Source organism: Priestia sp. RMT2NF4, from assembly GCF_047872835.1.
Taxonomy (GTDB): domain Bacteria; phylum Bacillota; class Bacilli; order Bacillales; family Bacillaceae_H; genus Priestia; species Priestia zanthoxyli.
Genome location: NZ_JBLQZO010000001.1, coordinates 1,426,939 through 1,440,945 on the forward strand (window position 1 = coordinate 1,426,939; position 14,007 = coordinate 1,440,945).

The following is a 14,007-nucleotide window of genomic DNA, read 5'->3' on the forward strand; positions in this document are numbered from 1 at the left end:
TTAATTATATATTAAAAGTTTATGCTACGATTGTCAATGATTATGTTATTCTTAGAATTTATTTGAATCGTTCGTATCTCGTATTGACAACTCTATGAATTTTTTGGTAAATTAATCTCACTAAACATATAGGATTTAAAAACCGACCAGACAACTGGAGGCTCTCATTCTTTTTAATAGATGAGAGTCTTTTTTGTTTCTTTGGTTAAGGGTTTTAATACGATAAGGAGGTCAAGTATGGCAAGTGCTCAACCACACGTAATTCAATCCCGTCAAGACATTATCAACTTTGTTAATTCAAATCCAGTTACCTCTAAAAGCTGGAAAATCATTTTAGTAGCTTTAGGGGGCATTTTTGTCGATGCCTACGACTTTACCAGTCTCGGAATTGGAGCTGATCAATTAAAGGAACAATTTAACCTTTCTCCTGCCGGCCTTGGAAGCCTTACAGCTATTATGGCCTTTGGCGCCTTGCTAGGAGCTACTGTAGGAGGATATTACACGGACAAATTCGGCCGCAACAAAATGTTTTTAATCGATTTATTTTTCATGGTATTCTCTGCTCTTGGCGCTGCTTTAGCGACTGATTTAGTTTGGTTATTTATCTTTCGGTTTTTAATGGGCCTAGGCGTAGGACTAGATGTTCCGGTAGCGCTCAGCTTTATTGCTGAGTTTAGTAATTTAAAGAAAAAAGGCCAATACGTGAACTTGTGGTGTCCCCTGTGGTACGTGGCCGCAACTGTTACTGGACTTGTTGTTCTTCCTTTTTACCTGCTCGGGCAGCACGAAGACATTTGGCGCTGGTCGGTAGGATTTGGAGCTGTTGCTGCACTAATCGTGTTAATTTTGCGCTACCGCTACATGGATGAAAGTCCAATGTGGGCGGCTCATCATCTTCCGCTTAAACAAGCTGTCAAGGTGTTAGAGAAAACCTATGACATACAAGTCACGGTGGCTAAAAATGCAAAAGAAGAACCAGTATCTCGTTCAAAAAAACTGTCTTACAAAGCTATTTTCCAAGGAAAGTATCGGGCTCGGACATTTCTAGCTTCCATCATTACGGCTACTCAAAGTATGCAGTATTTTGCAGTTGGCTTCTATATCCCAACCATCTCCACGCTTATTTTTGGTAAAGGAATGATTTATGCAATTATCGGTACTCTTTTCTTTAATTTATTTGGGATTATTGGCGGCTTTACACAATCACGGCTAACTGAACAAGTTGGCATAAGAAAACTTGCGATTACAGGCTATATCATTTGTTCTTTAAGCTTGGTCCTGATGGGACTAACAGGTGATACTCATTTTATTGCGCTACCGATTTTATTTATTGCTTTATTTATTTTTGGTCAATCTTTTGGCCCGGGAGCGCAAGGGATGACAATGGCCACTCTTTCTTACCCTACTGAACTGCGAGGGCTAGGCTCTGGATGGGGGCAAGGAACAACGCGTATCGGCAGCATTTTAGGTTTTTACTTATTCCCGGTTGTCCTTTCGATTGGCGGAATCTATACAACATTTCTCGTCCTTACAATCGTTCCCGTTATTGGTCTGATCGCGACGTTTCTTATTAAGTGGGAGCCTATTGGCACAGATGTCGAAAAAGAAGAAGAACAAGGATTTGAAATCAATAAAAGCTTTAGTGAAAAAAGTGAGGTCTATCACTAACTATCATTCTAGTAAAACAGGCGAAACGCAAAACACCTTCAAGTATAGTGTACTTGAAGGTGTTTTTTTCTTTAAAGATCGATAAAAAAATCCTCGTAAAAAGCTATGCAAAGCGCCCCATCACTACTGTATTATAGAGCTTGCCGTCTGACAGCACCTTGTCATTCTTTAATACTCCTTCTACTTCAAATCCGAACTTTTCATATAAATCAATGGCTTTTTTATTCGTTTCTAACACATTCAGCGTCATTTTCTTCATGGTCGCGCTCTCTGCCCACAGTATGGATTGCTGCAAAAAACCTTTGCCAATTCCGTATCCCCAATATTCTTTTGCGATGCATACACCAAACTCTACTTTATGAGCCAATCGCTTCAACTCATTACCTTCACATCTTGAAAATCCGACAATTTCATTATGTACAACCGCTACTAAAAATAAGTTTCGTTTACTTTCTGTGTCACGTTGAATAAGTTTTTCAAAGTCGGATTCGTCCATATACCCTTCTCCTGATTCACGATCTAAGTTTTCCGTTTCTCCATCTAGCTGAACTCTTAGGTGAGACAGTTCGTTTGCATCGCTAGTGGCAGCTGAGCGAATAATGTACTGAAGTCCTTTTACATGGTAAATCTGCTGGTTGATGACCACCCTATACCTCCAAATGTATTTCTTTCATTCAATCTATCAATTAGTTTTAATTTCCTTTACTATAAATATTATACATAAAGAGATGAAAGAGAGTTGAAGGAATTGCTTTGGTTATTGCTTTTGATTCTATACGGCATTTACAAGTTCTATAAATCAAGGAGACCGCTAACGAAGTTTGATCATTTTTACGAGAGAGCGTTTGAGCTGGAAGAGAAAAAGCGCTATGGAGATGCGCTTGATATACGTAACCAAGGAATTGAACTCCATACCCTTACCGATTTAGAACGAGCTGATTTACATTTAGCGAACGGGCGTATGCTTTTAAAACTAAAGCAATATGAAGAATCAACGAAACACTACGATGCATCATTTAAACTCGCAAAATACGAAAAATTCCCTTACTCAGAAGGATTTGACGAAGTCATTGAAGCTTACTTGTATGCAGGGCGTAAAGAAGATGCGCTGATAATAACCAACGACATGTTAAAACGGCAAAGCTATGATCAAAAATTTAAAAAGCTAGAGCCTTTAAAAGAAAAGCTTCTTTCATATGAAGACTCATGGTAAAATTAAACAATTGAAAGCGTATTATTAAGAGCGACTGAGGTGAACGTAATGGTCATAACCGTCATTGTAGGAGTGCTGGGTTTAATTGGTTTAATTGCAGCAGGTTTTGCGACGAATTATAAAGATACGAAGTAAGGATACATAAAAAAGAACAAGAACCAAATAGGTTCTTGTTCTTTTTTTAACGAGCCAACAGCTTTTCTGTTATGCGCAAAAACATCTTTACGCCAATTTCAAGCGAGTCTTCATCTACCGTAAACTTCGGATGATGATGAGGGTATACGATGCCTCCTTCTTCATTTCGGGCTCCGATGTTAAAAAAAGCTCCTTCCGTTTCCTGCAGGTAAGCTGAAAAATCTTCTCCTCCCATTTTAGGAGACAGTGTCTTTACACGGTCTTTTCCGTATTCTTCAATGGCTGTTTCTTCAATTAACCTTGTAATTTCTTCAGAGTTAATGACAGGGTGATAGCCTTTTTCATACGTAAACGTGTACTCTGCGCCGTAGGCTTCTGTTAGTCCTTTTACAATCCGGTCAATTTGTGCCGGAACTTTTTCTCGCAGAGCCGCGTCAAAGCTTCGAACGGTACCGTTCAGCTGCACTTTATCAGGAAGTACGTTGTGCGTAGTTCCTCCGTGGAATTGTGTAACCGATACGACTAATTTATCGATTGGATTCGTCGTTCTTGAAACAATCGTTTGAAGGTTTGTCACAATTTGCGCTCCTACAACGATGGCGTCAACTGCTTCATGAGGCGCCGCGGCGTGTCCTCCTTTTCCTTTAATCGATATATTAAACGTGTCAGGCGAAGCCATCATAGGACCTGCAAGCACGCCGATTTCTCCGACCGGAAGACCAGAATTCAAGTGCGTACCAATTACATAATCCACACCTTCCATCACGCCTTCTTTCACAAGCTCCTGCGCTCCCCCGGGCAGCAGCTCTTCTGCGTGTTGAAAAATTAAGCGAATTTCTCCTTTAAATTCATTTCCTAACTGAGAAAGCACAGAAGCTACTCCTAGCAAAATAGCCGTGTGACCGTCATGTCCGCATGCATGCATCACGCCTTTATGAACCGAAGCAAATGCAAACGTGTTTTCTTCTTCAATCGGCAGCGCGTCCATATCCGCTCGAATCGCAACCACTTTTCCCTGCTCTTTTCCTATTAATCTAGCCACCACGCTTGTTGGTGTAGGACGCGTAATGATAAAGCTTCCAAACGAACGAAGCGTATCTTCAACGTACTGAGCCGTTCGATGCTCTTGAAACGATAATTCAGGATAGCGATGAAAATGTCTTCTCCACTCAATTACCTGCTTCTTTAAGCTTTCTGTGACGCTGTATTCACTGATTGATTTAACTGTCATATACAAACTCCCCCTTTGTTTGACTATATCGATTGGCTGGAACGGAAAGGTTCAAATTCTCGCGCAGCGTACTGCTTTCGTATGAAGTGTCGTAAAGACCACGCTCTTGCAAGATAGGCACCACTTTTTCCACAAACTGATGAAACGTCTCGCTCATAAACGGGCGAAGCACAAATCCATCCGCTGCTTCCTGCTCATACCATTTTTGCATTTCATCCGCTACGTGCTCTGGCGTTCCGGAAAACGGCGAACGAGGCAAAATTGTTTCAAGCGCGACCTCTCTTAACGTTAACTTTCGAGCAGCCGCCGCTTGTTTAATTTTATTCGTGGTGCTTTGAAAGGCATTGGCTCCGATATCCCCTAACTCTGGAAACGGTGCGTCTACGTCAAATTGATGAAAGTCATAATCATCAAAAAAACGAGCTAAATATGTAATGGCATGATCAATTGGAATTAAAGCAGCAAGCTCTCCATATCTTCTTTCTACATCTTCCTCGCTATCTCCTATAATTAAATCAATACTTGGAAAAATGAGAAGCTCTTCAGGACTTCTTCGGTGATTTTTCGCTCTATTTTTCATATCTTGATAGAATGCCTGCGCCTCTTCTAGTGTATGTGCATTTGTGTAAATCGCATCCGCATTTTCCGCTCCGAAATCTCTTCCCCTTTCTGATGAGCCAGCTTGAAACACAACCGGATGTCCTTGCTTTGAACGAGCAATATTTAAAGGCCCTTGAACTTGAAAATGCTTGCCTTTAAACCCAAGTGTATGCATTTTTTTCGGATCAAAAAACTGACCGGTTTCTTTTTGATAGATAAAAGCATCGTCTTCCCACGAATCCCACAGCCCTTTTACTACGTCGAGATGCTCTTTTGCCATTTCGTATCGCTCGCTGTGAACAGGAAGATATCCTCTGCTGTGATTGCGCGCTGCCCCTTCTTGCGGAGAAGTAACTAAGTTCCATCCTGCTCGGCCACCGCTGATATGATCAAGAGACATCAGCTGACGAGCGATTGTAAAAGGCTCACTGAAACTTGTTGAAACCGTTCCAACTAGTCCGATGTGACTCGTAGAAGCAGCAAAAGCTGACAGCAGCGTAATGGGCTCAAAACGATTTAAAAAGTGAGGAATAGACTTTTCAGATATGGCTAATCCATCCGCAATAAAGAGAAAGCTGAAAAGTCCTTTTTCTAATATGCGCGCTTGTTTCTTATAAAACTCAATATTAATGCTCGCATCAGGCTCTACGTCCGGATGTCTCCATCCATCCGTCGTATTTCCAAGTCCTTTAATATTTGCTCCTAGCTTTAGCTTTCTTTTTTTACTCAACGTATACTTCCTCCTTTTCACGACAAATAAAAAGAGATGCTTTGATTGTTCAAAGCATCTCCAGTCGTCTGGTCGATTATTTTTAAACGGCTATTTATTTAGAGAAAATAACTGCTGACCTCTCATTTATTTAGCATATTTGAATAGTATACTCACTATTCCTATAAGTCAAGTTTGTTTTTTGATTGGAATAGATGATTTCTTCCTTCTTTAGTTAAACTTAATTACGATTTCATTTCTTTTAAATTCCTTAAAACTCACTTTGACTATCGGAATAACCGGTGATATAACTATATGTACATTCAGCATCCATACCGCCTGTCAGGCTACTGAAGGCTCTTATTTTCTCTTCAACTTGAAGAGGGATAAGAGCCTTTGGCATTTAAGGAGATGAATGTTTTCCCCAGCTCATTTATTTTCACTACTTAACTAAGGAGGCGTTACATATGAGTTTACAATTTGCTTATTGGGCCCCGAACGTAAGCGGAGGCCTTGTCATTTCCAACATTCCTCAAAAAACAGAGTGGTCATTTGAAGCAAACAGCCGGTATGCGCAAATTGCCGAGCAGGTAGGCTTTGATTACGTTCTCTTGCAAACTAGATTTTTTGCAAGCTACGGCGCTGAAAATCAACTAGAAGCTGCAACTCTCGCTTCTGCACTGGCCGCCACTACTAAAAAAATCAACATTATTACAGCGGTTCTTCCGGGGTTATGGCATCCCGGCGTATTTGCTAAAATCATTTCGACTATTGATCATATCAGCAGCGGGCGCGTCTCTGTGAACGTGGTAAGCGGCTGGTTTAAAGGCGAATTTAACGGCTACGGCGAACCGTGGCTAGATCATGATGAGCGCTACCGCCGTTCTGAAGAGTTTATTAACGTGCTTCGAGAACTATGGAAAAACGAAACGACTACGTTCAAAGGAGACTTTTACCGATTAAATGACGCACCTTTAAAACCAAAGCCTCTTCAGCCGCCGAAAATATTTCAAGGAGGAAACTCTAAAGCTGCGCGTGAAATGGCAGGCCGGGTGTCAGACGTCTATTTCATGAACGGCAGCTCAATCGAAAACTTAAAAAATCAAATTGAAGACATAAAAGCAAACGCAAACGGCCGTGATATTCAATTTGGCGTAAACGGGTTTGTCATTGTCCGTGAAACAGAAGAAGAAGCAAAACAAGTGCTAAAAGAAATTGTTCTACAAGCAGATAAAGAAGCCGTTGAAGGGTTTGAAAGTCAAGTGAAATTTGCGGGCAAAGCTTCTCCTCAAGGTGAAGGCATGTGGGCAAACTCTTCGTTTGAAAACTTAGTTCAGTATAATGATGGTTTCCGAACTGGCCTTATCGGAACAGCCGAACAAGTCGCCAATCAAATTATCGAACTGAAAAAAATCGGTGTGGATATTATTTTGACAGGCTTTTTACATTATGAAGAAGAAATCAAAACTTTTGGCGAAACCATTATTCCGCTCGTAAGACAAAAAGAACAGGAACTAAAAGAAAAAGCGGGTGCATTATAAATAGTTTATCGTAACGAACATTAAAATTTTTGGAGGTATGTTATGTCAATCGAAGTTTCTGCACGTCCTGTATACAATCAATCAACGCGCGCTTATTACGCATCTATCCGGGAGAAAATTGCTTCTCTCGTAGATGAAGTGATCCGGCCTAATGCAGCCCGTACAGATGAAGAAGGCATTTTTCCACGAGAAAATTTAGAAGCGCTTATTAAAGCAGGCTGGGGAAATATTCTTGTACCAAAAGCATACAGCGGCTTAGAACTTGATCACGTGGCTTTTGCGATTGTAGCTGAGGAAATTGCAAAAGCTTGTGCTTCTACTGCTTTAGTTTACGTGATGCATGTCGGAGCGATTCAAACTATTACGCTGTACGGAAACGACGATCAAAAGAAACGCTGGTTAAAACCCATTGACCAAGGGCTGATTGGTACGTACTCTACAAGTGAAAAAGCCTCAGGAGGACACTGGTGGTACAACTTCAGTCAAGCGCAGCGAAATGGTGAAGATTATGTAGTTAATGCTGACAAATCGTTTACTACGAGCGCCGGGCAAGCTGATTTTTATATCGTCCAAACACGCAGTCCTGAAGCACAAGAAGCAACTGATATTAGCTTTTTTATTGTAGACGGGAAATCAGACGGCATTACTGCAAGTCCATGGGAAGCTCTGGGCGTTCGCGGTAATCACAGCGGTCCGATTTCTTATAAAAATGTACACGTGCCAAAAGAAGATCTTTTAGGCAGTGAAGAAACAGGTAAAGAAATCGTCTTAAACGGCGTTTCCCCTATTTATTTAATTGGCCTTGGTTCTGCTTGGCTTGGCGTAGCGGAACATGCATTAGAGCTTGCGGTTAACCACGCAACGCGAACGATTCACCGCGATTTTAATAACCAGCTTAGCGACTATCAAGTCATTCGCCAGCAGATTGCTGAAGCAAAAGTGCTCATTGAAAGCACAAAACCATGGCAAATTGACTTGGCAGAACAACTTGATATTTTACAAGCTGAACAAAAAGCACAGGGTGTTCTTACCCTTCCGCTGACTGAATTTAAAGTTCATGCTTCAGAAGTAGCCAACAAAGCGACGCGAATTGCCTTGGATGTAAGCGGCGGATACGGCTATAAAAAAGGCCCTATTGAACGTTTGTTCCGAGATGCCAGAGCGGGCATTGCTATGGGCCCTTCTAATAATATTGCCAGAGAATGGATCGGAAAGAACCTTGTAGGGCTTCCTCTGGAACTTTGGATTAAAGGCGGAGAGTAACGTTTAATATCGTAAAAAAGAGGATCTTTTAAAGAGATTCTCTTTTTTACTTTTTTAACGTAACGACTACGCTCCCTATTTTATGTCCGGTTTCTACATACTCATGAGCTTCTGGAATTTGTTCTAAAGAGTAGCATCTATCAATCACTGATTTTATCTGCCCTTCTTCCATCAGCTTTTTAAGAAGCAATAAATCTTTCGTCTGCACTTTGGCAATTCCTTGCCCTTCGACCGAAACAAAGCGTCCATTTAAGGCTAACGCTTCCTTGGACTGATTTTTTGTGATTTTCCCAACGGCATCAAAGATAAGATCGTATTTTTCTTCTTTTTCAGTAAAATTTTCGTGTTGGTAGTCGATGACGCGGGCTGCTCCTAAAGACTTTACTAGTTCACTATTTTTAGCACTGCACACGCCTGTCACTTCAGCTCCGTAATAGCTAGCAAGCTGTACAGCGGCAGTTCCTACGGCACCTGAAGCACCGTAGATAATCACTTTTTGCCCGGCTTGAATGTTTCCTTTTCTAAAAAAATGCAGAGCCGTCGCGCCGCCGAAAGAAATAGAGGCGGCTTCTTCATGGGTTACATTCTCTGGTTTTACGGCTATTGTCCCCTTTTCTGGTAAGCAGATATATTCCGCATATCCTCCGAACTTCATCCCTGTCATCGCAAAAAGCTGATCGCCTTTTTTGAACCGCGTTACGTTCTTTCCGACTTCTTCTACCTCTCCGGCCAGCTCTACGCCTAGTATTGATTTTCTAGGCTTCCGTAATCCTAAAGCTATTCGCATTAGAAGCCACAATAGCAGTGGACTATTAAAGCTCCTCACTCTGCAGTCGCCCGATGTGACCGTGGTGGCATGAATTTTTATCAGTATTTCATTCTCTTTTGGAATAGGCTTTTCCACTTCTTGAAGCTGAAGAACATCTGGTTTACCATACTTAGTACATACCATTGCTTTCATAACAGCTCTCTCTTTTTTACTAGAGTTCAATATATGTTTATAAACTATGCTCGTCGAAAGCTATTCTTTCACATTTTATAAAGAACACCGGTGAATCTACTTTCACATATGGTAAATAAAAGGATATTGCTATAAAATAAGTATAAAAACAGAAAGCGTGGTACGTGTTATTGTTTAAACTTCTTTTAATTGAAGATGATGTAACGCTGTTTAACGAACTGAAAGAGCGGTTGGAGCAATGGTCATATGATGTTTATGGCATCCGTGATTTCAGTAACGCTATGCAGGAGTTTAGCGAGGTAAAACCTGATTTAGTGATTATGGATATTCAGCTGCCGAAGTATGACGGATTCCACTGGTGCAGAATGATTCGCTCTCACTCGAAAATCCCTATTATATTCCTATCTTCACGAGATCATCCTTCTGATATGGTCATGTCTATGCAGTTTGGAGCAGACGACTTTGTGCAAAAGCCGTTTCATTTTGATGTGCTTGTAGCAAAAATACAAGCCCTTCTCCGCCGCGTGTATAATTACAGCGTTGAACAAGTAAGCCTTCTTTCGTGGCAAGGCGCAACGATTGATTACGAAAAAAATAAAGTATCAACGGAATCTAAAGCTATTGAGTTAACCAAAAATGAAATCTTTATTTTAAAATGCTTAATATATAAAAAGAATACGATTGTAAGCCGAGATGAGCTGATTAATAGTTTGTGGGAAGATAAACGGTTTATCAGTGATAATACCCTAACGGTAAACGTCAATCGCCTGCGAAAAAAGTTAGATGAAATTGGACTGGGAAGCTTTATTGAAACAAAAGTCGGTCAAGGCTACGTAGCGATTGAAGAGGAACGCTATGATTAAACTCTTTATTCGCGAGCGTCTAAGCTGGATTCTTTTCTTTTTTATGATGCATCTTTTAATGCTTTTTATCGCTTATATTGATGAATCCATTCCTCTGTCTTCGATTCTTTATATCGTGTTTTTATCATCGATTATCTTTCTTATTTTTTGCGTCTTCCGCTATCAGAAAGAAACGAAATTTTACCAAGGGTTAAAAGATGAAGAGGATTTCTTTGATTCTTCTACTCTTTCTCATCCGCTGCGCCCCTTTGAAAAGATTGTTCAGCAAAATCTGATGCAACAATTAGAACAGGCGAAAAAAGATGCGGTGCAAACTCAGCTGCACGTGACGCAGGAAAAAGATGAAATGTTAGCTTGGATTCACGAAATTAAAACGCCGTTAACTGCAATGCATTTAATAATTGAACGCTTAGAAAATCGAGAAGTTAAAGCAAACTTGACGTTCGAGTGGCTCCGTATTCACTTTTTACTTGATCAACAGCTGCATCAAAAGCGCATTTTCTTTATCGAAAATGATATGTATATTGAACATCTGGATTTAGAGTCCCTTATTTTCACCGAGATCAAAACGCTGCAAGCTTGGTGTATGCAAAAAAAGATTGGGTTTGATGTGGACATACAGGCAGGACATGTACTGTGTGACGCAAAGTGGCTTTCGTTTATTATGAGACAGCTCTTAACAAACGCAGTCAAGTACAGTGAAGAATCTGACGTAATGATTAGAAGCTACAAGCACAATGGTCAAGTGTACGTCGAGGTAAAAGACAGCGGACGCGGCATTTCTCCTAAAGATATGCCGCGCATTTTTGAGAAAGGTTTTACATCAACCACTCAGCATGAAGACAGCCGTGCCACAGGTATGGGTTTGTATCTCGCTCAAAAAGCTGCGCACGCTCTTTCGATTCACATTGGCGTGCAGTCAGCTCTTAACGAAGGCACGACGTTTACACTTGCCTTTCCTAAATCAAATGATTTTGTTGATATGAAAAGCATGTGACAAAAATGTCACATGCTTTCGTTATTTGTTCGGTGAATCAAAGGAAAACGCAAGGCTCTTTTTTTATAATAAACGTATCAGATTAAAGGAGTGAATACATATGAACATATTAGAAGCAACTAATATTCATAAAAGCTACGGAAATAAATTTAATAAACAAGAAGTATTAAAAGGTGTAGATATTACGATTATGAAAGGAGAATTTGTAGGAATTATGGGGGCTTCCGGCTCAGGTAAAACCACGCTTTTGAACGTGCTTTCCTCGATTGATAAAATCAACGGCGGAACCATCAAAATTGAAGGAAATGAAATTAGCAGAATGAAAGAAAAGCAGTTAGCAAACTTCCGAAAAACACATTTAGGCTTTATTTTTCAAGACTATAACTTGCTCGATACACTGACAGTCAAAGAAAATATCCTCTTGCCTCTTTCTGTTGTCAAAACTCCTTCAGCAGTAGCTCACAAAAAATTTGACGCGCTAGCCAAACAGCTCGGCATCTATGAGCTCAAAGATAAATATCCAAATGAAATTTCGGGCGGACAAAAGCAGCGTACTTCTGCTGCAAGAGCCTTTATTCATGAGCCAAGTATGATTTTTGCTGACGAACCAACCGGTGCACTTGACTCAAAAGCAGCTAGCGATTTATTAAACAAACTGACCGAGCTTAATGACAAAAGAAGCGCAACAATTGTGATGGTAACGCATGACCCAGTGGCAGCCAGCTACTGCAGTAAAGTGATCTTTATAAAAGACGGACAAATTTATACGCAGCTGTATAAAGGGGATCAAACGCGAAAAGACTTCTTTGAAGATATTATGAAAACTCAAGGTGTACTAGGCGGAGTGCAAGATGAATATTAATCAGCTCGTCTTCCGCAACTTCAAAAAGAATGTAAAAAACTATTATTTGTACGTTTTTGCACTGGTTTTCAGCGCAGCTTTATATTTTGCTTTTGTCACGCTTCAGTACGATCCTGCTCTTGATGCAACCAAAGGCTCCATTAAAGGAGGCGCGGCGGTTCGGGCCGCTTCTGTTTTACTTGTAGCCATTGTTTCTATCTTTCTACTATATGCAAATACGATTTTTATTAAGCGACGCAGTAAAGAAATTGGCTTATTTCAGCTAATTGGCATGACCAAAACAAAAATTTTCCGTATTTTGACCGTTGAAAATTTTATGCTGTATTTTGCCTCACTGATTGTCGGCATTTTAATTGGGTTTTCGTTTTCAAAAGCGGTCATTATGATTTTGTTTAAAATCACCGATACAAAAGGCATTGCCAAGCTTCACTTTTCAGAAGAAGCCTTGATTCAAACGCTGATTGTGTTCGGCGTCATCTATTTGTTAATCATGACGATGAACTATCTTTTTATTAAACGACAGACCATTTTAGCCCTATTCCGCGTTACGTCATCTACAGAAAGCAAAACAAAAAAAATCAGTATTCTTGAAATTATTATTGGAATTCTTGGCATGATCTTTATTGCTTCCGGCTACTATATTTCTGCTAAATTGTTTGACGGATCTTTTACAAGCATGAATGCTTTGTCCATCGCAATGGTATCTATTTTAGCTTCGGTTATCATCGGAACCTATTTGTTTTATAAAGGCTCAGTTCGCTTTTTATTAAATCTGATGCGTAAAAGCAAAAAAGGCTATTTATCGATTAACAATGTATTATCTCTTTCTTCCATTATGTTTCGCATGAAATCAAATGCACTGTTGCTGACGGTTATTACAACCGTATCGGCTCTGGCTATCGGTTTTTTATGTTTGAGCTACATTTCCTATTACTCTGCTGAAAAGTCGGCTGGAGACTATGTACCTAACGATTTTGCTATCAATAATACAAAAGACGCTGCTTCATTTAAAGCCGCGCTGGATCAAAAGAAAATAGCATATACGGAAAAAAAGATCGACGTCATCCAAGTAAAAGCAAACGTAAAAAGCATCTTAGAACATGAACTAAAAAGTCCAATGGTCGACTCATCTGCTATGACGATTCCGATGATTAGTGAAAAATCAGTTAATGGCTTAAATCTAGCTCAAAACGAAACCTTGTTTACCGGCTATAATAATATGCTTCAAAAAACAATGGCATTTAAAGATTCGGGACAAATTGAGTTAAAAGGAAAGAAAAAAGTAATTTCCCAAAAGTATGTAGGATTAAATCGAGAATTTCTTCTACCTATTTATTTTACCGGGGGCGGTTTGCCTACTGCCATTGTAGATGATGCTGTATTTAATGAGCTTAAACAGAATGCAGACCCTTCTATTCAAAAAGAATCGTCTGTCTACACTGGAATGGACATATCAAATGAAGATAACTTACAAAAAGCAAATGAGCTTTTCGGAGAAATGAAATTTAGCAATAACAGCTTAAATGATTCCCGTATGGATATGATGCGGAGCCAAAAGCAGACTATGGGTCTAATCATGTTCATTGTCGCTTTTCTAGGACTGGCATTTTTAATCACATCAGGGTGTATTCTATACTTTAAGCAAATGGATGAAAGTGAAGATGAAAAACCAAACTATACGATTCTTAGAAAGCTAGGATTTACCGAAAAAGACTTACTAAACGGAATAAAAATAAAGCAGCTCTTTAATTTTGGCATACCGTTAATCGTAGGCTTGCTTCACAGTTATTTTGCCGTGCAATCCGGCTGGTTTTTGTTTGGAACTGAACTTTGGATGCCAATGATTATCGTCATGATTATCTATACGGTCCTCTACTCTATTTTTGGTATTTTATCTGTTCTTTACTATAAAAAAATTATTAAAGAAGCTCTGTAAAGATAAAAAGCACAAGCTATAGCTTGTG

General features: G+C 39.9%; 12 protein-coding genes. 8 read left to right on the forward strand and 4 right to left on the reverse strand.

The window, feature by feature from the left end:
- Positions 1–237 precede the first annotated feature (237 nt).
- Positions 238–1,668, forward strand: a complete 1,431-nt coding sequence (locus tag ACMX9J_RS07555) for an MFS transporter (protein ID WP_176343769.1) — start codon at positions 238–240, stop codon at positions 1,666–1,668.
- A 103-nt stretch (positions 1,669–1,771) separates the two neighbouring features.
- Here the strand turns inward: ACMX9J_RS07555 and ACMX9J_RS07560 are convergent, their stop codons facing one another.
- The gene (locus ACMX9J_RS07560) at positions 1,772–2,314 is read right to left on the reverse strand and encodes a GNAT family N-acetyltransferase (RefSeq protein ID WP_176343768.1); all 543 of its coding nucleotides are present in this window, start codon (positions 2,312–2,314) and stop codon (positions 1,772–1,774) included.
- A 93-nt stretch (positions 2,315–2,407) separates the two neighbouring features.
- Here ACMX9J_RS07560 and ACMX9J_RS07565 point away from each other — a divergent pair, with 93 nt between their 5' ends.
- Positions 2,408–2,881 carry a hypothetical protein gene (locus ACMX9J_RS07565; protein ID WP_226555214.1) on the forward strand — a complete coding sequence of 158 codons (474 nt, stop codon included), beginning with the start codon at positions 2,408–2,410 and terminating at the stop codon, positions 2,879–2,881.
- Between the two features lie 181 nt (positions 2,882–3,062).
- Here the strand turns inward: ACMX9J_RS07565 and ACMX9J_RS07570 are convergent, their stop codons facing one another.
- Entirely contained in the window at positions 3,063–4,247 is a 1,185-nt protein-coding gene (locus tag ACMX9J_RS07570) for an amidohydrolase (RefSeq protein ID WP_176343767.1), read from the reverse strand.
- Positions 4,237–5,577, reverse strand: coding sequence for an LLM class flavin-dependent oxidoreductase (locus ACMX9J_RS07575; RefSeq protein ID WP_416225588.1), 1,341 nt, complete (start codon positions 5,575–5,577; stop codon positions 4,237–4,239). Before ACMX9J_RS07575 ends, ACMX9J_RS07570 begins: the two co-directional genes overlap by 11 nt.
- A 446-nt stretch (positions 5,578–6,023) precedes the next feature.
- Here ACMX9J_RS07575 and sfnG point away from each other — a divergent pair, with 446 nt between their 5' ends.
- Positions 6,024–7,097 (forward strand): dimethylsulfone monooxygenase SfnG, encoded by a 1,074-nt coding sequence (sfnG, locus tag ACMX9J_RS07580; RefSeq protein WP_416225589.1) that lies wholly within the window; start codon positions 6,024–6,026, stop codon positions 7,095–7,097.
- A gap of 42 nt (positions 7,098–7,139) precedes the next feature.
- The gene (locus ACMX9J_RS07585) at positions 7,140–8,360 is read left to right on the forward strand and encodes an acyl-CoA dehydrogenase family protein (protein ID WP_416225590.1); all 1,221 of its coding nucleotides are present in this window, start codon (positions 7,140–7,142) and stop codon (positions 8,358–8,360) included.
- 46 nt (positions 8,361–8,406) lie between these two features.
- On the opposite strand, the gene ACMX9J_RS07590 is transcribed toward ACMX9J_RS07585, so the two are convergent.
- Positions 8,407–9,321 carry an NAD(P)-dependent alcohol dehydrogenase gene (locus ACMX9J_RS07590; RefSeq protein WP_416225591.1) on the reverse strand — a complete coding sequence of 305 codons (915 nt, stop codon included), beginning with the start codon at positions 9,319–9,321 and terminating at the stop codon, positions 8,407–8,409.
- Between the two features lie 170 nt (positions 9,322–9,491).
- Here ACMX9J_RS07590 and ACMX9J_RS07595 point away from each other — a divergent pair, with 170 nt between their 5' ends.
- The 4 genes from ACMX9J_RS07595 to ACMX9J_RS07610 all read left to right on the forward strand — a co-directional run bounded on the left by ACMX9J_RS07595 (position 9,492) and on the right by ACMX9J_RS07610 (position 13,979).
- On the forward strand, positions 9,492–10,184 hold the full coding sequence (locus ACMX9J_RS07595) for a response regulator transcription factor (protein WP_063247539.1): 693 nt from the start codon (positions 9,492–9,494) through the stop codon (positions 10,182–10,184).
- Positions 10,177–11,181, forward strand: a complete 1,005-nt coding sequence (locus ACMX9J_RS07600; protein WP_416225592.1) for a sensor histidine kinase — start codon at positions 10,177–10,179, stop codon at positions 11,179–11,181. The genes ACMX9J_RS07595 and ACMX9J_RS07600 overlap by 8 nt, the downstream gene beginning before the upstream one ends.
- Before the next feature lie 100 nt (positions 11,182–11,281).
- Positions 11,282–12,043 (forward strand): ABC transporter ATP-binding protein, encoded by a 762-nt coding sequence (locus tag ACMX9J_RS07605; RefSeq protein WP_014459175.1) that lies wholly within the window; start codon positions 11,282–11,284, stop codon positions 12,041–12,043.
- Positions 12,033–13,979, forward strand: coding sequence for an FtsX-like permease family protein (locus tag ACMX9J_RS07610; RefSeq protein ID WP_416225593.1), 1,947 nt, complete (start codon positions 12,033–12,035; stop codon positions 13,977–13,979). The genes ACMX9J_RS07605 and ACMX9J_RS07610 overlap by 11 nt, the downstream gene beginning before the upstream one ends.
- Positions 13,980–14,007 lie beyond the last annotated feature (28 nt).